Source organism: Crateriforma conspicua (genome assembly GCF_007752935.1).
GTDB classification, from domain to species: Bacteria; Planctomycetota; Planctomycetia; order Pirellulales; family Pirellulaceae; genus Crateriforma; species Crateriforma conspicua.
Window position 1 is genome coordinate 4,987,631 of the sequence record NZ_CP036319.1, and the last position, 21,144, is coordinate 5,008,774.

Annotated in this window: 14 protein-coding genes; 5 read left to right on the forward strand and 9 right to left on the reverse strand. The window is 58.2% G+C overall.

Annotated elements, in window-relative coordinates:
• Window positions 1-6 precede the first annotated feature (6 nt).
• Window positions 7-1,275, forward strand: a complete 1,269-nt coding sequence (gene ribD / locus Mal65_RS18260; RefSeq protein WP_145300801.1) for a bifunctional diaminohydroxyphosphoribosylaminopyrimidine deaminase/5-amino-6-(5-phosphoribosylamino)uracil reductase RibD — start codon at window positions 7-9, stop codon at window positions 1,273-1,275.
• Window positions 1,276-1,690: 415 nt separating this feature from the next.
• Complete coding sequence (locus Mal65_RS18265) at window positions 1,691-2,548, forward strand: M3 family oligoendopeptidase (RefSeq protein WP_145300804.1); 858 nt, start codon at window positions 1,691-1,693, stop codon at window positions 2,546-2,548.
• A gap of 124 nt (window positions 2,549-2,672) precedes the next feature.
• On the opposite strand, the gene Mal65_RS18270 is transcribed toward Mal65_RS18265, so the two are convergent.
• Window positions 2,673-4,052 carry an asparagine synthase C-terminal domain-containing protein gene (locus Mal65_RS18270; protein WP_145300807.1) on the reverse strand — a complete coding sequence of 460 codons (1,380 nt, stop codon included), beginning with the start codon at window positions 4,050-4,052 and terminating at the stop codon, window positions 2,673-2,675.
• A gap of 493 nt (window positions 4,053-4,545) precedes the next feature.
• Between Mal65_RS18270 and Mal65_RS18275 the strand changes: the two genes are divergently transcribed.
• Window positions 4,546-7,956 carry an aminotransferase class I/II-fold pyridoxal phosphate-dependent enzyme gene (locus Mal65_RS18275; RefSeq protein ID WP_196784272.1) on the forward strand — a complete coding sequence of 1,137 codons (3,411 nt, stop codon included), beginning with the start codon at window positions 4,546-4,548 and terminating at the stop codon, window positions 7,954-7,956.
• 153 nt (window positions 7,957-8,109) lie between these two features.
• Window positions 8,110-8,322, forward strand: a complete 213-nt coding sequence (locus Mal65_RS18280) for a hypothetical protein (RefSeq protein ID WP_196784273.1) — start codon at window positions 8,110-8,112, stop codon at window positions 8,320-8,322.
• Window positions 8,323-8,501: 179 nt separating this feature from the next.
• Here Mal65_RS18280 and Mal65_RS18285 read toward each other — a convergent pair whose 3' ends face one another.
• From Mal65_RS18285 to Mal65_RS18295, 3 genes are all read right to left on the reverse strand, one after another.
• Entirely contained in the window at window positions 8,502-9,710 is a 1,209-nt protein-coding gene (locus tag Mal65_RS18285; RefSeq protein ID WP_145300814.1) for a hypothetical protein, read from the reverse strand.
• A gap of 417 nt (window positions 9,711-10,127) precedes the next feature.
• Window positions 10,128-10,664, reverse strand: coding sequence for a tRNA adenosine(34) deaminase TadA (tadA, locus tag Mal65_RS18290; RefSeq protein ID WP_174820184.1), 537 nt, complete (start codon window positions 10,662-10,664; stop codon window positions 10,128-10,130).
• Window positions 10,665-10,669: 5 nt separating this feature from the next.
• Window positions 10,670-11,419, reverse strand: coding sequence for a 3-keto-alpha-glucoside-1,2-lyase-like domain-containing protein (locus tag Mal65_RS18295; protein WP_145300817.1), 750 nt, complete (start codon window positions 11,417-11,419; stop codon window positions 10,670-10,672).
• A gap of 121 nt (window positions 11,420-11,540) precedes the next feature.
• Here Mal65_RS18295 and Mal65_RS18300 point away from each other — a divergent pair, with 121 nt between their 5' ends.
• Entirely contained in the window at window positions 11,541-12,056 is a 516-nt protein-coding gene (locus Mal65_RS18300; protein ID WP_196784274.1) for a VanZ family protein, read from the forward strand.
• A gap of 38 nt (window positions 12,057-12,094) precedes the next feature.
• On the opposite strand, the gene Mal65_RS18305 is transcribed toward Mal65_RS18300, so the two are convergent.
• The 5 genes from Mal65_RS18305 to Mal65_RS18325 all read right to left on the reverse strand — a co-directional run bounded on the left by Mal65_RS18305 (window position 12,095) and on the right by Mal65_RS18325 (window position 21,116).
• Window positions 12,095-13,249 carry a 5-(carboxyamino)imidazole ribonucleotide synthase gene (locus Mal65_RS18305; protein WP_196784275.1) on the reverse strand — a complete coding sequence of 385 codons (1,155 nt, stop codon included), beginning with the start codon at window positions 13,247-13,249 and terminating at the stop codon, window positions 12,095-12,097.
• A 100-nt stretch (window positions 13,250-13,349) separates the two neighbouring features.
• Window positions 13,350-13,901, reverse strand: a complete 552-nt coding sequence (gene purE / locus Mal65_RS18310) for a 5-(carboxyamino)imidazole ribonucleotide mutase (RefSeq protein ID WP_196784276.1) — start codon at window positions 13,899-13,901, stop codon at window positions 13,350-13,352.
• Window positions 13,902-14,060: 159 nt separating this feature from the next.
• Window positions 14,061-16,091, reverse strand: a complete 2,031-nt coding sequence (locus Mal65_RS18315) for a c-type cytochrome domain-containing protein (RefSeq protein ID WP_196784277.1) — start codon at window positions 16,089-16,091, stop codon at window positions 14,061-14,063.
• 13 nt (window positions 16,092-16,104) lie between these two features.
• Window positions 16,105-18,630: a DUF1549 domain-containing protein gene (locus Mal65_RS18320; protein ID WP_196784278.1), complete on the reverse strand. Its 2,526-nt coding sequence runs from the start codon at window positions 18,628-18,630 to the stop codon at window positions 16,105-16,107.
• Window positions 18,627-21,116, reverse strand: a complete 2,490-nt coding sequence (locus Mal65_RS18325; protein WP_165701370.1) for a PPC domain-containing protein — start codon at window positions 21,114-21,116, stop codon at window positions 18,627-18,629. The genes Mal65_RS18320 and Mal65_RS18325 overlap by 4 nt, the downstream gene beginning before the upstream one ends.
• Window positions 21,117-21,144 lie beyond the last annotated feature (28 nt).

Sequence of the window (21,144 nt, forward strand, 5' to 3'; positions counted from 1 at the left end):
CAGCGAATGCCTGACGACAGCACGCCCGCCGACGAACCGTCGGGCCCCGATCATCCCGATCCAATTTCAACGCCGCCGCCACGTCGCGGCGAATTGGCGCCCGCCCAATTTGCCACGCCCGCGGATGCCGCCGAAGCTGACCAGCGATGGATGCAAGATGCCTTGCGTTTGGCAACGGCGGGACAGGGTCACGTGGAACCGAACCCCATGGTCGGATGCGTGCTGGTTCGCGACGGCCGCTTGATCGGTCAAGGTTACCACCGGAAGTTTGGCGGTCCCCACGCGGAAGTCGAAGCGATCCGGGATTGCCTGGCGAGTGGCCAGACGACGGTCGGCTGCACAGCCTATGTCACCTTGGAACCCTGCTGTCATCACGGAAAAACACCTCCTTGCACCGGAGCCTTGATCGACGCACAGGTTCATCGCGTCGTTATCGCAGTTGCTGACCCGTTCAAACAGGTCGACCACGGCGGCATTCGGCAATTGACTGATGCAGGGATTCGCGTCGACGTCGGTGTTTTAGAATCGGAGGCACGGTTTATCCTGGCCCCCTATCTGAAACGCATCACGACGGGAATCCCGTGGATGATCGCCAAATGGGCGATGACCGCCGACGGCAGGATCGCGACCGTCACGGGCCAGAGTCAATGGATTACCGGCACGGACAGCCGGGCCGATGTCCATCAAACCCGCGGACGCGTCGATGCGATCGTCGTGGGAATGGGGACGATGTCGGCGGATGATCCGTTACTGACCGCTCGACCGCCGGGGGCCAGGGTCGCCCAGCGTCTGGTTTTCTGTCGAACGTCGCTGCCCGGCGAAACATCGCGATTGGTGCAGACGGCGGATCAGATTCCGACCACTTGTGTCGCCCCGGAAGACCTGAACCCAGTATCACAAAAACGTCTGGCCGACCTGGGTGTACGTTTTCTGCGGCCGACCGCAGAACCACCCTGTGATCAGGTAGCTCGATCGAACGATTGTGGGCCGGCGGAGATGGACCCGCCACTTCGCCGGGTCATGCGAACGTTGAGCCATGAAGGCGCAACCAACGTCTTGTTGGAATGCGGTGGGCGTTTAATGGCCAGTTTTCTTTCCGAAAACCTTCCCGACGAGTTTCACATCTATGTCGGCGCGAAGGTCTTTGGCGGTCACACGGCCCCTGGTCCGGTGGGCGGAGCTGGGATTTCGGCTATCGGTGAGAGCCCCGCGTTGGAATTGGTCGAATCCAGAGCCATCGGCGAAGACGTCAAAATTATTTATCGGCGGAAGTGAGAATCTTGCACCGTGATCGCGTGAAACGCTTTTTCTGCCGACCCTAGGCATTTCGTCGCAACCGCGCTCTTTATTTCTTCTCCCAATTTTGACGATAACCGGGGAAACGGACTCGTCGGGCTGGCCCCGACAAGAGGGCCGGCTGATGCGTCCATATCGATTCGCTCCCAGAGAGGGTTTGCCACCGAGAGACTGACTTGCCTACATACGCACCGCAAAATGGATTGGTGTTTGGTGTTGGTCCTTTGGCGGGCCCTCTTAAAACACGCTGAAAGGCGAAGAGGGTTCCGGGATGAGATGGCGTTGTTTGCTTGCCGTGATACTCGGCTTGTCCATGACGGACGTGGCGACTTTTGCTCAAGGTCGCCCGGAGGCTGAGCGTCTTTCCCCGACCCCATCGTCGCTGACAAGCGACATGTCTTTTGACGACCACGGGATGGCCCGTTTCATCTTGGTCGGCGGCCGATTGCAGCTTCACCCGCTGCAGCATCGAAAGGGCCGCGAAACCCGCGATCGTGGTGGTGTCTTTGAAAGTATTTCGGTCCAATCGCACGCGGGTCTGCCGACACTGCAGTACACGTTTCAATCGGCTGAGTGTCACTTGTCATTGAACGTCCAGGACGCCAAGTCGATCCGGATGGAATTGTTCGTCACCGACACGCAACGTCGTGATGTGCTGGAACAATACGAAGGCAAGCCCGTCCGCTGGATCACCGATGACACCATCGAAGCAGACAGCCTGTTGCACCTGAGAAGGCAAAACCCACAGTCCTTTGACAAGACGTTTGGTGAAATCGTTGCCCATCTGTTGCGTGGCCAATCGCTGCACGCGTTCAGCCGAAATGTCGACCGCAAGCTGATCCACTTGGTTTCGTCCACCGACACGGCGCTGCCGCGTCAGGACCAGATTCAACAGTGGATCGAAGCATTGTCGGCCGATCAGATCGGTAAACGTCAAACCGCACAAAACCAACTGTTGCGTGTGGGCACCCCCGTCCTGCAGATGCTGGATGCCATCCCGAGCGAACACTTGGATGCGGAACAACGGTATCGCATCAAACAGATCCGCCGACGCTTGACCCCAACCATGGAAGACTCCGTCGCGTCGTGGGCCCACCGTTTGGCCATGGACCGACAGTACTTTGCGACCATCGCGGGTGACTTACCGATCGACCAACAGTTGATCGTCAACCGACACTTAGAATCATTGGGCATGGAACCCATCGTCGGTTCGTCCGAAAGCTTGGTTCATGTGGCGACGTCATCGGATTGAATCGAACCGGACCGACCTAATGGTGCGGACGATTTGTTCTGGCGCTCTGCGTCAGTGAATCTGATGTTGTCACGACAAGCAACGACGGCCACTGAACCAGGAATCGTCGATGGCTTGTTGCTAATTAGTGAACCTGGACGTCTGCGGTCCCACGCTGGATCGACGCGAAAGCATCGCGGTAGGCCTGTTCCTTTTCCGGGAACAACGGCCCCTGGTCGATCGGCCCCACCGCACCGTGCTGAAAACGACTTTTGGGAAACACCGGCATCGTTACACCGCAAATCTGCTGGATTCCTGACGCCACGATTTGCCCCTTCAAATCGTAAAGACGCTGATGGTCCCAGTCGGTCAAACCGACAAAGGGAATCGCTTCGGCCACTTCGATCACCGCCGTGGTGGCATAGGGGCTGAACCCTTCAAAGCCAAACTTCTTTGCCGGTGCCGCGGTACGCACGTGACCACGACTTTGGCCGCCGCTGTAGGTCAGTGAATGCTTGACCGCGTCGACGCCCCACCCCTCTTGGTAAAGCATTCGATTCCCCAACACGCTGCGAATGGTTAGCTCGGGATTCTCTTCGATTGGATAGTCCTTCAAGTTTTCATCGCCGCCATCGCCATCGATCAAGTATTTCCAAGTGGGATAGCGACGTCGGACTTCGCGCAGCAGGGCGATTCCCATGGCGGCCGCCTGGACGTCCAAGGGCTTGTAGTCTTCGATGACTTGCACCGCTTCGCGCCAGTCGACCGCGTTGGGTTCGACTTTCACGGGCTCCCACAACATCTGCAAGTTCATCGATTCCAAACACGCCAACGCCTGGCGGGCATCGGTTGAATCTTCGTCACCGACATTCAGCGTGAACGCCTTTAACCTGGCTGGCGACTGGCCGCGACGGCGAAGTAAAAAATCCATCAACACGACGATCGACGTGCTGTCGATACCGCCGCTGAACATGACACCAATCGGCGCATCGGCGGGGAGGGATTCCAGCCACTGATCGCAAATTTCCGCCAAGCGTCCGATGTAGGCTTGGCCGATCGCTTGGACATTGCCGGGCAACCGGTTTCGCGGCGGCGCAAAGAAACGTGTCAGCGCGGGGTTCGGGTCGGGGCAACCGACCAATTGCAATTCCAATAGATGATGTGCCGGAACCATCCGTGTGTACGCCGCGCGGAATTGATCTCCCAAACCTTCACGCATCAGTTGTTGACGGATTTCGTCAATCCGCTCGGCAATAATCAACGCCGGTCCCTCGGCCCGCTTGGCCAAAAAATACCGCATGGGGCGTCCGATCGACCGGGCCATGCGGATGGTCTTTCCCGACTTTGCACAGATCGCAAATTGACCTTGAATCTGTGCCACTCGAGATGCGTCGCCGCTGGCAACCGCTTCGACGGCTTGGTCAAAGGTTCCCGACAGCAAAATGTTTCCGGCAGGATCCATCAGGTCGACAATGCGGTCGATCAAGGCGGTCGGCTGGTCTTGAAAAGTTCGTGACGGATTCATCGAGTCTTTGCCAAATGGGGTGGTTCGAGACGAACTCGCAACATTTCAGTCAGGGGATGATGGCCCGGGCCACAGAGGCGAAGATCGGGCCGCAAAAGCGTCCCGTCAATATACGGCTGACCGGCGGTGGCGGTCGCTATCCGGCGACAATCGCGGCACTGATCAGGGCATTCCGACCGTGTTCAACGGCCAGACGGGATCGTCATCGATTCGGGTCAATCGCAACGATTTTGCGGGCAGACCACATTCGGCGTGAAGGCTTAACCAACATGACGGTTGATCCGGACAGGCAGTCTAGGCGCTGCAATCGAACCCGATTTCGGACACAATGGGCGGCCTAGTAAGAATGGACGCGTGCCGACGCTGCCGACACGACGATTTTTTCGACGTGCGGGTCGCTCGCCTGTGCCGAAACCTTCCTTCGGCAACTGACACGGAAGCGGCTCGATTTTGGCAAACCGATTTCACTCCCGAATTATCAGCGACTTCGCCCGTGGACCTGTCCTTCTATGGTGATGATCAGTTACCTCCCCAGGATAACTTTCCGGGAATCCTGAGCCACTGGGCGATGCTGCGTGGCGACCAGCCGGCGTATTACTTTACCGACGCCGAGACCCTGGAAGAAAAGCTGACCTATCGCGAACTGTGGGACGAAGTCCGCGGGTTGGCGGGGTATCTGCAAAGCCGGTGTGGCATTCGGCCGGGCGACCGAGTCCTGTTGATCTATCCGCCGGGCCTGGATTTCGTGATCGGTTTTTACGCCTGTCACGCCGCCGGTGCGATCGCCGTGCCCGCGTTTCCCCCCCGTCGCAACCGCAAGGCGTCGCGGATCCGATCGATCGTGGTCGACGCCGACGCACGGTGGGCGTTGTCGACGCAATCGGTCGTCGAACAGTTGACCGGCGACCAATTTCATGAGGATCTGCTTGGCGTCCAAATGCTGGGCACCGATGATCCGTCGACACGAAAGCCGGACCGCTGGCGCCGGCCCAAGCTGGACGGCGATTCGTTGGCGGTGCTGCAGTACACGTCGGGTTCGACCGGTTCGCCCAAAGGCGTGATGCTGACCCAGCGGAATTTGGTCACCAACACGAAGTTCATCAAGCAGGCCTTTGAACCGCCCGCGGACACGGTGGCGATGACCTGGCTGCCGACGTACCACGACATGGGTTTGGTCGGTGGGGTTTTGATGCCGATGTTTGTCGGCGTCCCGAATGTTTTGATGAGCCCGATGACGTTCTTGCAACGTCCGTCGCGTTGGTTCCAAAGCATTTCAAAGTACGGCGTGACCGTCAGCGGCGGCCCCAACTTTGCCTATCAGTTGTGTGTCGACAAAATCGACGACAGCGAACTGGAAGGCGTCGATTTGTCGACCTTCAAGATTGCGTTCAACGGCGCCGAACCGATCCGGGCTTCCACGCTGGACGCGTTCACACGGCGTTTTGAAAAGTACGGGTTTGACCATCGTTCACACCTGCCTTGTTACGGGATGGCTGAAACCACGTTGCTGGTGACCGGTGGTCCGTCCAACCCCCGTCCTGTGACGAGCTGGTTTGACGGCGGTGCGTTGGATGAAAAAGCCGTCCGTCCGGCCAGCGAAGATCAGCAAGGCGCCCGACAATTGGTCGCCTGTGGCCGCGTCTTGGAAGACGAATCAGTGCTGGTCGTCGATCCGGAAACCTGCGAAGTCAATGCGTCCGATGCGATCGGCGAAATCTGGGTGCAAAGCGACTGTGTGGGACAGGGATACTGGCGTCGTACGGAGGATTCCGAACGGACCTTCAACGCGTTCACCGCTGACGGCGACGGCCCATATTTGCGAACCGGCGACTTGGGCTTTTTGTACGAAGGCCAGCTGTACGTTTCCGGTCGTCTGAAAGACATGATCATCGTGCGGGGCGTGAATCGATACCCGCAAGACATCGAAGCGACTGTGGAACGCGCCAGCGATGTCATCCAAGCGGGTTCCGTCGCAGCGTTTGCCATGAACCACGACGACCGCGAACAGTTGGTGATCGTCGCCGAGGCGGTTCGGCGCCGTGATCACGACTGGGATAGGGAACTGCAGCGTATCCGCCGCGCGGTAACCGAAGAACATGAATTGCCGCCTGATGCGGTCTACATCGTTCGCAACAGCAGTGTTCCCAAGACCAGCAGTGGCAAGATCCAGCGTCACGCTTGTCTGCATGCGGTTCGCGACGGCAATTTGAAACTGATCGCCAAATGGGTGCGTTGGGAAGAAGACGGCACGTCGGTGACGGCCGATGGCGATGCGGTTCCCATGATGCGTGCCGCCGCGGCGACCGGTTCCGATCCCGACCAAGCCGCAAACCGTGATTTGAATCCGGCGATTGTTGATGCCGTGCTGCACCATATTCGTCGGGTGGCCGGTGATCGTGCCACAACGCTTCACCTGGACACCAACATCGTCTTGGACCTGGGGCTGGACAGTCTGGAGCGACTGGAAATCGCCCAGAATCTAGAACGCACCTTCGGCGGACGATTCCCCGAACAAGTCCTGGATGAAATTGAAACGGTTGCGCAAACCGCTTCGGCCATCGAACGCTACCTTCCGCCCGGCGGTGAGAGCAGGGCAAAGACGTTGCTGGACCAAGCGTCGGATCAGCCCGTTGACGCCGACTCGGAAACGCCCACCGCGCCCCGACAAGTCGTTGAACCGGAGTTCGACATCAGCCAGTTTGCCGAATACCGGCGGCTGAAAGCGACCATGCAGCAGATGGCCATGACGGGGGTCCCCAATCCCTACTTCACGGTTCACGAACAAGTTGTCAACGACCGGACACGGATCGACGGTCGTGAATTGATCAGTTTTGCCAGTTACAACTACTTGGGCATGAGCGGGCATCCGGCGGTGACCGCTGCCGCCGCCGAAGCGGTGAAAAAGTACGGGACCAGTGTTTCGGCCAGTCGTTTGGTTTCGGGCGAAAAACCGATCCACGGGCAACTCGAACAATTGATCGCCGATTGGGTGGGTGTGGACGCTTCGATCACCATGGTGGGCGGTCATGCGACCAACGAAACGACGATTGGTCACTTGGTCGGTCACGGTGACCTGATCATTCACGATGCGCTTGCCCACAACAGCATCGTCCAGGGTGCGTTGTTGTCGGGCGCGAAACGCCGGCCTTTCCCGCACAACGATTACGAGACGCTTGATCGCGTGCTTTCGGATTGCCGATCCCAGTACCGCCGCGTGCTGATCGTGATTGAGGGCGTATACAGCATGGACGGCGATTTCGCCGATGTGCCGGAGTTCGTCAAAGTCAAGAAACGGCACCAAGCGATGCTGATGGTGGACGAAGCCCACAGTTTCGGCACGATGGGGGCAACCGGACACGGGATCGCGGAGCACTTCGCGATGGACGCCCGTGAAGTCGATATCTGGATGGGCACCCTTAGCAAGTCGGCCGCATCGTGTGGCGGGTACATCGCCGGCAGCAAGGAATTGATCGAATTGCTGCGTTACACCGCCCCCGGTTTCGTCTTCAGCGTCGGCATGCCGCCGGCCCAGGTGGCCGCTGCGATCGCGTCATTGCAGACGCTGGACGCGGAACCCGAACGGGTTCAAAAACTGCGTGAAAACAGCGAATTGTTTTTATCGCTGTGTCAGGATCGTGGGCTGGACACGGGCGACAGTGGTCAAACGCCAGTGGTTCCCGTGATCACGGGCAATTCGATGGTGGCGCTTCGGCTGTCACACCGGCTGAAGGCGGATGGAATCAACGTCCAGCCAATTCTGTACCCCGCCGTCGACGAATCAGCGGCTAGATTGCGGTTTTTCATCACTTGCGAGCACAGCGAAGACCAAATTCGGTTCACCGTCGAACGTACCGCCCACCACTTGGCGGAACTGGGATTCCAAACGGCTTCGGTCGCCGGATGACTCTGTCCGTGGCGTCGCACCGACGCGGCGTGCCGCTGTAGTGACTTGCCAAAGGCGACGGCTGCTTTAAAATCTGAGTTTGTCGCGAAGTCGTCCTGTCTTGATCGGAGTGTTGATGCGGCTGCAACACGGACAAAACGACGGTCGCGACGCATGCCAATCAAAAAGGGAGAAACACACTTGCTAACCGAAGCCACTGTCGAGAAAAAATTTCGCGGTTTGGTCAGCGATCCAAACCGAACCGAAGACGCCTTCGACAAGGCGGAGGAGCTTCTAGAAGAGGAGCTTCGCCCCGAAAGCCCGCTTCGCCACCGCTTGAGCGTCGAATTGGAAGAGCTGCGAGAAGCAAACAACGCCAAGTCTTGATGCCTTTGCCATTGGCCCCGATGCTTCCACCAATCGCCCGGCCGGTGACACCTACAAAACAAAACGACAAAGCCCGCCTGAGAAATCTCTCAAGCGGGCTTTGTCTTTTGATGGGGCCGAAACCATGACGGTGAAAATGGTCGACCCGATATTCACCTGCGAGACCTGCGTCGTCGTCCTTAGCGGTTCAAGGTCAGACCCAGAGTTCCGCCGAACATTTGATAGTCTTGGTCCCAATCGCCTTCGGTTCCGTATCGCCACAGACCACGACCGATGTCAATGACCTGGAAACCGGCTCGAACGCTGATCGCTTTGGTCAACTGATATCCCAGTTCGCCGCGGACATCGAACCCGACCAGGAACTCTTCATTGCGAATGAAGGTCGGTGTGGTGCGATCCCGTTGGATCGTGATCGGAGGTTCGCCCACGGTCGGCTGTTCGTTGGTTTGCCCGAAGGCATAGATCGTCAGTTCGCTTTCGGTGTAGGCTTCGCTGCACTGCCAGTTGTTTCCAGCAAAGACCCGGAAGTCGCTGCTGTACATGAATCGGCCTTTGTGCTTGAAGTACCGGAAGCCCAGCTGTGCGGTCAGCATCTCATTGTCAGTGATCTGTGCGATGCTGGTAATCTGTTCGGCGGCACTGAATTCAACGCCTGCCAAGATCGGGTTGGGCAAGGGCAGCAACACGTTCCCGGTGATGTTGTCTTGGGTGCTTTGATACGTCTGACGCAAATTGATGTCTTCCGCACGCATCCAGCGGACGCCGACCATCGGTTCCAAGATGCCACCGTAGTGATACGGTTCCAAACGCCAAGTCTTGTTCAGCTCGTAGCTGTCAAACTTGATCATGTTCTGGGAATTCTGCACGTCGTAGAAACGTGTGTTGTACCCCAGATTATTGCGGTCTTCCTGCGGAACGATGAACCCGAAAGGCGGGCCGGCCGGACTGTCGTCGGCGGTGCCTTGCAGATCGTCCAAACTGTACCGGTTGATGCGTTCTTGACGAACGACATCGGCCCGAAACACATCGTTCTCGGTCCAGTTGAACAACCACCCCGTGTCTTTATCGGGCAGCATGTAACCGATTTCGTACCGGTGCCCCGATCCGTTGTCCAGTTTCGTCTCGGCATCGCCGTTGATAAACGTCTCCGGACGTGTGCCGTACAACAACAGTTTGTCGTACGTTGCAAACCAGCCCGTGTTGGCCCGCTTCTTGGGCTTCATGTCCAACAGGTCTGCTTCGTAAATTGGCTCAAACCATCGAAAGTCCGGATCGAACGCGAGCGGATCGACCGGCGGCACATCGTGATTCTGGGCGTACGTCGTTCCCGCCGCGGTCATCATGATCACGACCGCGATGATTCTTGCCGTCAGCTTCCTTACCGACATCGCTTGTTCCACCGTCTTGCATGTAGTGAGGGACGCTGATCCCGGTTTGCCCGAGACCGTGTCTGCTTACCCGATCCCGAGAAGTCCGGGCTCGCTATCGCGACATCGCATCCACACCATCGCGGTGCGCATCCGATTCGGGTTGTGCCGGTAGTATCGGCGCGGTACGGCGCAGAGGCTTAGCTTCTTTGACCCCAGAAGCGGCAAAAGCATCAGAAAAGTAGCAAACGACAACGCTTTTCCAATCGTTACAAACCCACGCCACCGTGTTTCACGAAGCATGGCGATTCGACCACCTGCCGCAGGACGTCTGGATCAAACACTGGCAACGCGGCCGCAAAAACCGATGTCCGCTGCGAAAACGACGCGTATTTTGGGTCGCCAGCTTTAAACGCCGGCGATACATCCGCCGCAGTCCTATCCGTCGTAGGGCGACGTTTTTCGAAGCCGCGCCGCGGCACGCTTGTCGGCAAAAAAATCCGTCAGAATCCGCCCGCAGTTTTCCGCCATCACGCCGCCGGTCACATCGCATCGATGATTCAGCCGGCTGTCATTCAAGACTTCGTAAAGGCTGCAAACCGCGCCGGCCTTGGGGTCGGTCGCCCCGAACACGACACGGGGCACCCGAGCCTGGATGATGGCGCCGGCACACATCACGCACGGTTCCAGCGTGACATACAGCGTGGTTCCCTCCAAACGCCAATCTTCCATGGCGGCAGCGGCCTGCGTGATTGCGATCATTTCGGCATGGGCCGTGGGGTCACGCAGCGTTTCTTTCTCATTTCGTGCCGCCGCGATCACCGTGTGGTCCTTCACAATGATGGCGCCGACGGGGACTTCCCCCGCGGTCACCGCCTCAGACGCCATTTCCAGCGCACGACGCATCCAGTGGCGATCAACCTCGTCCAAACCTTGCAGGGGAATCCCCGGCGACGATTCATCGGGTGGGAACATCAACGCTACTTGTCGGTTTTCGGCTGTGGCGCCGCGTCGGCCTGTGACTTGTCCAACGTGCGAATCGCGATGTTTCGGATTTCCGAAACGCACTGATAGTTGGCCAACCCCAGCGGTAATGCGGGGTCCATTTCGTCACGGATATCAAATTCGACGCCTTCGCGTTCGACTTGGACGACGATTTCGCCGTCGACCTTGCAAACGATTTCTTTGGGAACGACGCGAATGTGAATCTTGTACCACTGGTCGTTTTCGTACATGCGGTACAGCGTGGTGTCGTTGCTGGACGCGTCATTTCCGTCGATGTTGCTGATTCCCGTGACACCACCGCCCCAGCCCCCCAGGACAAGGCTGCAGTGTTGATCGCCCACCGGAAACGTGACCGCCACAAAGAAATCGTGGGCGTCGGTTCGCTGAGCTTCCAAGCGAATTTCGTAGTTATCTTTGGGATAATCGCCGGTCCAGCGGACCCCGGTCAGCGGGTCCCCGAACCCCATTTCGATACCTTCGTCGGTGATTTCCACGGGCCCTTCGCCGCCGTAGCGTGAAAAGTCCCATTTGCCTTTCAAAGGCGTCCAGCCGGCATCATCGGGCGTTTTTTCGACGTCTTTGGTCGCGTCTTTCCCCTCCGCTGCGGGCGTGTCGTCGGCCGCCACTTGCCCCGCGAAAGGTGACAAAGCAGTCGCATAAGCGACGGATAATGCGACAAAAAGAACCGTAGCAAACTTGGGCTGTCTATCTCGTGATGATTTCATGAAACCGGCTTCGTTGTGAATTACGTGAGCGATAATTTGACCTAGTGCAGTCCGGGCCGTATTCCTTAGGAAGCGTTCGGCAGGAGTATTCGTCCGAACGCTCACCTCGGTGCAATTCCGTATGACTTTGTTTCAAGCTTATCCGACGCGAGCCCCGTTGATGCAGCCGGTCACCAAGATCCGCATTTTTCGAATCCGGTTGGCGATTGTGTTGCTGGCGCTGTACTGGCTGGCGATGTTCACCGGCACCCACTTGCCGCGTGTCGATTTTGTTCAGCTGCACGTTGGCGACAAGGTCAAGCACTTCGTGGGCTTCTTCGGCCTCGCGTTTCTACTGTGCTATGTGACCGGCGGCCGTCGTGTCATCACTCGGTTTTCGCGGGTGGCCGCCATTGTGCTTGCCTACGCGGCGTTCGACGAGTGGTCACAGGGCTTTGTGCCCGGACGGACCCCCGACCGGTACGATTTCCTGGCCGATGCGGCGGGAATGTTGGCCGCGATGGCGATGTACCTGGTCGCGAAGTTCCTGTTCGGACACCAAATTCGTGGGCTGATTCGAAAGATTCGTGGTCAGTCATCCGATTGGTCGACACCGGTGACCAAGTCGGCGGGCGCATCCACGTCGCCATCGGTTTGAGCCCTCGAACAGTTGCACCGACGCAACGGTCCCCACGCCTAAGACGATCGCAGTCGTTCCCGAGCTTCGCGAACCGCGTTGACCGCTGCGACGACATCGTCCGCCACCGCGGTCAGGTGCCCCATCTTGCGTCCCACCTTGGCACCCGCTTTTCCATACAAGTGCAAGCGAATCCCCAAAGCGGCCAGCGAATCTTCCAATCCAAAAACGCGATCCCAAGCCGGATCGCCATCCTGCCATAAGTCGCCGAGCAGATTCACCATCGCGGCGCCGCCGGATACCAATCCAGTGTTTCCAAGCGAAAGCCCACAGACGGCGCGGACCTGTTGTTCGAACTGGCTGACACCACACGCTTCGATCGAAAGGTGACCTGAGTTGTGTGGCCGAGGTGCGATTTCATTGATCATCAATGAATCCCCCATCAGAAAAAACTCGATGCAGATCAATCCGATCAAATCCAATCCATCGGCCACGGCCATCGCAATTTCACGTGCCGATGATTCGATGGCCGGACCGACCGATGCGGGACACGTTGTTTGGTCCAGGATGTGATTGACGTGATCATTTTCGAACAGCGGGAATGTCGACGTTTGACCGTGAACGTTCCGAGCCACCAAGATCGAAACTTCTTTATCAAATCGGATGCACCGTTCGGCAATCCATTGGTCGGCCGTATCCCAGGGGACATCGTCCGCTTGCTGGGATGATTCGACGCGATACTGGCCTTTGCCGTCATAACCACTGCGTGCCGTCTTCACGATCACCGGGTAACCATGGTGTTCCGCAAATCGCCGGACGGAATCCGCGTCGCCGACTTGATCAAACGGAGTCACGGGCAATCCCAGGTCACGCAAACTGGACTTTTCCAGCCAACGGTCTTGGGCGACACGTAACACGTCGGCTGAGGGGTAAGTCGGTGCAAATTCGGCACAACCCGCGATCGTATCGGTGGGAATGTTTTCGAATTCCAAAGTGATCACGTCGCACTGCCGGGCGAATCGTTTCACCACGTCCGGATCGTCGATCGCGCCGACAACGACTTGGGTCGCCACTTGTGCCGCGGGCGCGTTATCGGAATCGCATAACACGACGACCCGATAACCCATCTGTGCGGCGGCGATTGCGAACATGCGTCCCAATTGACCGCCCCCGACCATCCCCAAGGTGGCGCCTGGCATTAGCGTCTTTTTCATGGCGGACAAAGGCTCGGAGGTTCGAGGACCAGCAGCAGTGCTTGGTAGAGTGTCGGGGGACTGGGGACGCATCAAGGTCGACTCTCTCGCGTCAATGAAATCAACACAGGTCGTTCAGATCAGCCGACTTCAGCACGTCGTCCTTTTGTTGACGAACGAAGTCGCAAAGCCTTTCGCGCAGATCGCTATCGGACAATGCCAAGACGCGCGCCGCGAAGATGCCCGCGTTCTTTGCACCGGACTTTCCAATCGACATGGTGGCCACCGGAATGCCGCCGGGCATCTGGACGATCGACAGCAGCGAATCCAGACCCTGCAACGCGCGACTTTGGACGGGGACACCGATGACCGGCAAATGGGTTTCCGATGCGACCATTCCCGGCAAATGGGCCGCCCCCCCGGCACCCGCGATAATGACCTGCACGCCACGACCGGCGGCCGATTGTGCGTAGGCGAACATCCGCTGTGGCGTGCGGTGGGCGCTGACCACCAAACACTCATGCGGCACGCCCAGCTGCTTCAACATTGCCGCAGCGGGCTGCATCGTTTCCCAGTCGTTTCGGCTGCCCATGATGATGCCGACCCGAGCACCGGTGTCCGGGAACTCGTTCGATGAAGTGCTGGTGGCGGTGGATTCGCTTTCCGAAGTCATTCGTATTCTCTGTCGCTGGCCTGGGACCACAAAACGTGGCAGGTCGTCGCGACAGTTTTAACGAATGTCCAAACAACACCCCAGCGGGCCAGCGGTTTTCTGACCGCCACATCCAGACCGGCGAACGAAAGGCCACCGGCCGGGGATGATTTTTGAAAGTCAGATTGATGCTTCGATCGCTGCTTCAATGCGCCTTACGCGGTCCGACAGTTGCTGGACCACCGCATCGGCCCCTCGGCGGGTTTGCTCCGCCGGTTCAAGTTCGGCTTGGGCCGCCTGCAAGCGACCGTATGCGTCGCTGACCGCCTTTTCCAAAGTCGGTATCGCTTCCTGGATTTGCTTCCGCTGCGCGGCGACCGAAACGATCTGTTCCCGGGTCGCCAACAAACCGCGTCGTGATTCGGCCAAAGCGGCAAACGCATCAGCGACTTGCTGTTCTGCCGCCGCCAACCGTTGGTCGTCGATGTCGCCACGTTTCAACGCAACCTTGGCCGCGATCATTTCGTCATGGCTGACGTCGGCGGCCTCGGCGGCTTTCCGAATCGTCCCCTGTGCGGACTGTTCTTTTTGGTTCAGTTCGGCCAGCGTCGACTTCAGTTCCTCCAAACGATCGCGTTTCGACGCTAGATCGCGTTTTGCCACATCGACGGCGTCCTTCATCGTTTGGACCTTGGTCTGAATCGGTTGCAAGTCATCCGTGGCCTTCTTCAGTTCCGCCTGGGCCGCTTTCAGTTTTTGTGAAGCAGCCGCCAACAGTTCCCTTTCATCCGGTGGATTGGATGCCAGGGTCAGTGTTTGCTTGGGATCATCGGTGGCAACGTTGAAGATTTGCCCACTCCAATCGCCATACACCGCTCGCTTTCCATCGTGTGACAGGGCGGCTTCCAAAACCGCTTCCTGCATCGCGGGAAGATCCCTGACTTTTGATCCGCCGGCATCCCAGACCGTGGCTTTGCGATTCCCGGATGCGGTGATCAATCGACCTTGATGGTCAAACGCGACGTCTTGGACAGGGCCACCAACGTTGATGCTTTTGATTTGGTTTCCCGTGTGCATGTCCCATAACTTGACCGTGCCGTCTTCGCTGCCGCTGGCCAAAACGTTGCCATCGTCACGCCAAGACACTGCCGTCACGGCGCCCTTGTGACCAGCCAAGTCCAGATAGGGCTGTCCGGTGTCGGCTTCCCAAACCACCAGACCGGCCGAGCGATCACCCGAAGCGATCAACACATCGTCGGGGCTGAAAGCGACCGCCAAAATCCAGTCGGTGTGTTTCTTCAGATCAAACTTCAGCGACCCGTCGGTGACGTCGTAAATACGCAACATCCGCTTCGGTCCGCCCATCGCAACGCGGGTCATGTCGGAATTGGCGTCGCCATCAAACACGATGTCCAGTTCGTCACCGACCGTCGCAATACGCTCGCCGGTCCGAACATCGTAAATGGCCACCAGTCCCAGCACTGCGTGCTCGCCGCCGGCGACAAACAAATATCCGCCGTCGGAACTGAACCGGATCGATTGCGGGATGCCTTCGGCGAAGGGCAATACGCCCAGCAATTCACCGTTGTCGCCGTGATACAGGACGACCTGACGCTGGCCACCGACGGCGACCAAAGGCGCCCAGGGGCTGCAAGCGATCGCGGTGACCGCCGCCGGCCGGTTCGTCACCACGGGGACGCCCATCGACACTGTTTCCGGCATGGCAGCCGGCCCTTCAGGCTTGCCGCGGCTGGCGGCGACAAATTCCAGTGGGTTCTTCTTTTTCGCTTTGGCCTTCGAACCACTGTTTTCCAGAATGCCGCCTTCGATCCAGGCCTGAAGAACCGCCAATTGCTCGGCCGGAATCTTGTCTTGGCCCGGCGGCATGATCGGCGTGTCTTCGTGCGACACCAATTGCCACAGTCGGCTGCCGGCGTAATCCCCATCGTCATAGACGACTTCACCGCTGCCGCCGCCTTCCAACACCGCTTGGTACGAATCCAGAGCCAAGCCGCCCTTCTTTTCGCCCAAGTTGTGACAAGTCAAACAGTGCTGTCGAAAAATTGGTTTGACGTGTTCTTCAAACGTCACCTTTTCTGCACCGGAATCCGGCGTCGATTGTTCGGCGGATGCCAAACCTGAAATCGCGACGGATGTCAGCGATGCGGCCAGCGCGATCGTCGAACGGAATGCCCTTTGTCGTCTCAGCACGGTGTCGTCTCGATCAGTGGTTAAAGGCAAATTCACGGCTGTTCAAAATCGCCCAAGCAACATCCTGCAGCACCGCTTCGGCATTACTTTGTTCGTTGACCATGGCCAACAAATCGTCGCGTTCTTCTTTCGTTGGCACCCGACTAAGCGAGCGAACATACAAGCGATCCAAGATTTGCTCTGGCGAAAGCTTCTCCTCCTTCAACCACGTCCGAATCAACTTTCCACTTGCGATTTTGCCTTGAACGGAATTACCGTTCAGCAAGTGCAAGGCCTGTGATAGCGACGGGTCGGTGGACGCTTCGCATTCGCAAACGGTGGCTCGCGGTGACCGCCCGAAGGTCGTCAAGAAATAGTTGGACGTCGTCCCATCGGCGATTTGGACCGCGCGGGCCCCCAGTGGCAGACCACGGAATTTGTCCGGGCTGTCGGTCACCTGGCTGAGACAATCCAACATGTTTTCGGCGGGAATCCGGCGGATCACCGCGTGAGCATAATTGCGATTGTCATGCTGGTTGGATTCATTGATTTGACAGCTTCGCTGATAAGCGTCGCTGTTGCAGATATCACGCACCAACGCACGGAAATCGAAATCGTAGGCGACCAGTTTTTCCCCCAGTGTGTCAAACAATTCCGGATTGCTGGGTGGGTTACTGACCCGGATATCGTCCACTTCGTCGACCAAGCCGACGCCCATGAAGTGGGCCCAAACACGATTGGCGATGGACTTGGCGAAGTACGGATTCTCCGGTGCGGTCAACCAATCGGCCAGCACTTGGCGACGATCCTTGCCACGTGTTTCGGGGGCTTCGCCGCCAAGGAATTTGGGTTCAACCGTCGCGCCGGTCACCGGATGCTTGGTCGTCCCCGAACCACGGTTGTAGATGATCTTTTCGCGGTAATCCTCGGCCTGTTTGCGACCGATTTGCGAAAAGAATGCCGCAAACCCGTAGTAATCATCCATCGTCCAGCGGTCGAACGGGTGGTTGTGACACTGGGCACACTGCGTCCGGATTCCCAGAAACACCTGAGCCACGTTTTCCGACGTTTTCAACTGATCGCGTTCGATCTCATAAAAATTTGTCGCCGGTTGTGAAAACGTGCCACCAGTGCTGGTCAACAGTTCGTGGACCATTTGGTCGACCGGAACACTGTTTTGGAACTGCTCGGTCAACCATTTGGAATACAAGAACGCGGACTTGTAACTGACCTGGTTGGTGCTCTTGATCATCAGCAACTGGGCGAACTTCATCGCCCAGATTTCGCTGAACTCTTTGCGGGCCAACAAGCGGTCGATCAACTCGGCCCTTTTGTTTTCCGACGGGTCATTCACGAATTGATGAAATTCGTCTTCGGTCGGCAACAAACCGATCACGTCGATCGTCACGCGGCGAATGAATTCTTCATCGCTGCATTGTCCGCTGGGCGTGATCCGCAACTGATGCAGTTTCTTATCGACCAATTGATCGATGTACTGGTCTTCGCCGCGGGCCGACTGCTGAGGCGGTTCATAGACCAGACCTTCGGGCAGCGTTAGCACTTGGCTGCCGACGGTCTTGGTGTCGAATCGTGCCATGACGAATGCTTCGCCACGGGACCCGGCGGTGACCGTTCCCGTGCCATCGATGTCGGCGCTGCCGGAATTGTTGCTGCTGAAAGCCGACAGATTCGTGACATCACGGGTCGTTCCGTCTTCGTAGGTCGCGACGGCGACGAATCGTTGCTTGGTGCCGGTGCCTTCGATCACCGCTTGCTGCGGATAAACGGCCAAAGATTCAACCGCCGGCGGTTTCGCATCGGATGGATCCTCCGGTGCACCGTCTTGCAACCATTCCAACATGGTCGCGTAGTATGGACTGTCGACATCGAACAGTTTGCCACCGGTGTGCGGCACGGCGCCGATGGCTTTTCGCAACATCAGACTTTCGGCGGGAACCGCCAAATTGACACGCCGAACTCCCATTTCGCGGGTGATGCGGTGATAGTCGCCATCGGGATCGAAACCGAACAGGCTTAGCCGAAAACCGTCTTTGCCGCGTGCGGCCCCGTGGCAGGATCCGGTATTGCATCCCGACCGTGTCAGGACGGGCATGACGTCTTTACCAAAGCTGATCGCTGGTTTGACGGAGGCATCCTTCACGGTCACCGGCACTTTAAAATGGTGTCCGCTGAAACGCCCGACCAATTCCGTTTTGCCGTCGGCGATCGGAACGACGCGCACGCCATCGACACGGGCCACCGCGTCGTCGCCGACGGACCATCGCACTTGATCCGTCACATCAACGGTGATTCCGTCGGGACGTCGAAGTACGGCGACAAAGGATTGATAGTCGCGAGCCGAATCCAATTGCACATTCGGCGGGTAGACTTCCAGGGCAGGGCGTGGCGGTTTGGACGGGCGACTGGCGCTGGGATCCGGGTCCGGGGTCACCGCGTGTGCAGCAACCGACGCCCAGGTGACGGCCAACGCCGCCACCATTGCGACGCATCGATGCGTCCATGTGCGAATGGATCGGCCTAGGAAAATTCCAGAACTCATTTCATCTCCTGGCGTTTTTGACGCAATTGTTCCAGGCGGCTGAGCGGTTTGGGTTCGGCAGTCTTTTTGGCCGCCGGCTTTTCAGGTTTCTTCGCGGGTGCGGCCACCATCGGCTTGTCAATCCGGAGTTCGCCCGTCCCAGTGGTCTGCGTGATCACTTCGCCGCTGCGTTTTAGCCGTGCTACACAGACCAACGTCCGGTGCTTTCCGACTTTCGCATCGGCAGCGATCTCCAGCGGAAAGTTGACCACGGTGCTGTCTTTGGCCAGCGGTTGGACCGCTTTGGGACTGGTGACACCGTTGGGCAAGCCGACCAATTCGATTTCGGCTTCATCATCGAACTCACGCAATACTTCGACGTTCACCGCATACGTCATCGACTTGCCTTGTTCGGTTGCCGCTTTGGGAAACGCGTACTTGAAGTATTCGTTTTCAACCTGCAAATCGATCGCGTTGGTAGCAACCACTTGGCTGCCGCCCGGTGCGGTGAAAGTTGCCGTCAAGATCATCGGCCACTGGCCGGTCGCCGCGCGGCTGTTGGCGGTGATTGGAATCAACGCTTCGGACTTGTCACCGGCAATCCGACGGCTGTTGTTCACGCCGACACCTGGTGGGTTGTAAAGCGTTCGCAGGGCGATTTGTTCTTTGAAGCCGTCGTGTCGTTTGACGCGGACGACCAAATTCGCACTGCCTTGGCGAACGATCGGCGTTTTCGGTTGGACCAACTCGATTTCAAAGGGGGTCGGTTCGACGACGGCACACAACGCTTGTGGCGTGTCAGTGGCCCACATGTGACGTCGGTTTTGCCCCAGCACAAGTTTGTGCGTTTGAACGAAGCGGCTGCCGACGTTCAACGCTTTCGGATCTTTGGCGATGCCGGTCAGCGATATCGGCTGGCAAATCGGATCGGTGCCGGCCTTGGCCGAAAGCAGAACCGGTATTTCACCTCGCCCGGCGGGGACGTCAAACGTGGTCGCCGTGACACCGTCGGGCAATGAGGGAATGTCGATACCAATGGGACCGCCGTAATTCGTGCGTGCAGCGGTCACCATGATGGCCCCATGCCCACCGGCGGGAACCAACGCGGGTGTTGCCTCGTCACGTCGAAGTTCCTTCAGCGTCAGGTTGACCTCCGCTGTCGCTTCCACCACCTCAACGCGGTATTGGTGCGTGGGAGTTCCCAATCGCAGATGATCGTAGACCCGAATCGTGTGCTTGCCATCTTCTTTGGCGGCAAACTCCAACGACGGATCCATCCGACCGGCCACATCATCGGACGACTGGATCGTTCGATTGTCGGGACCGAAGACGTTCAGCACGGCGTCAAGGCTGCTGCGTAGCGAGTGGCGGGCAAACACCTCCACACGATACCGCCGGCCCTTCTTGCACTGAAAGCTGAAGCAATCAAAGTCATTGTCTTTGTCGACAGCGCCGCAGAACGCCGCGGGCAAAGTGAACTCGGGTGCTTTGCGGATATCGTCGTTCGGTTCAGCTTCGACATGAACTGGCAAGTCGTTCACCCGAACAGTGTTGGGCGACGGGCTGATGCCTTTGTCGGTCTTGACCCACAAACGGTGGTGATCGTCGGCCAAGCTGGGCAACTGGAACTGGTCTTCGTGGACGGATCCATCGACGTCAATCCACTGGGCCTGCAGAACGGAGCCCGGTTGCCCGCCGGCCGGAAAGATTGCCATCGGACGTGGAAAGTCACCGATGTGCAAACGGTACCCCGAAACTCGGCTGCCGCGGAACGAACTGTCCCGGATCATGACCGTGTAGGTGCCCGCCTGGTCCGGCGTGTAAGTGCACAAGCCGTCTTGCTGTAGCAGAGCCGAATCATCGCTGGATGCCACCTCGATACCTTCGCTGTCCAGAATCGCGACGTACGGATCCAAAATGTTCTGGTTGCGAAGTGAAAACGCCAATCGAATGCCTTCGACCTCCACCCTCAAACGCTGACCGGCCGCGACATCGACGTTGAATAAATCCACGTCTTCGGTGTCGACGACACCTTCGATGGTGTGATTGATGGGCACCGACTGTGCCTGGTCCGGTCGGCTGTTGGGTTCTTCTTCAGCGACAACAGGCAGGTGACCGACCGACAGCAAACGCAGATTCGCGACGCCTGTTTTGGTCACCAAACGCAACGGGTACAGCCCCGGCGATACACTCTCGGCGACCTTCAGGGTGACGTCGGCTTTCTTTCCATCAACGGCTGTGACGTCGACGATTTCAATTCGTGGGTCGTCGGACACCACGTCATAGGTGTCCCCCAAGCGTTGACCGTGAAAGGTCAGCTTGGTTTCGGTTCCCGCACGGACGCCCATCGGCTGTAACCGTTCGACGACCGGATAGGATGCCCGGACGGTCGCAGCCGATTGAAGGCAACCGAACACGACGCAGGCAACGACGGTCCGCACAACGCGATTGCGTGCGACACCGATGCCGGTCACACCACTCGGGCAACCGACAGAAAAAGAATTCATCTTCATGGCATTCATCCTGGACAAATGG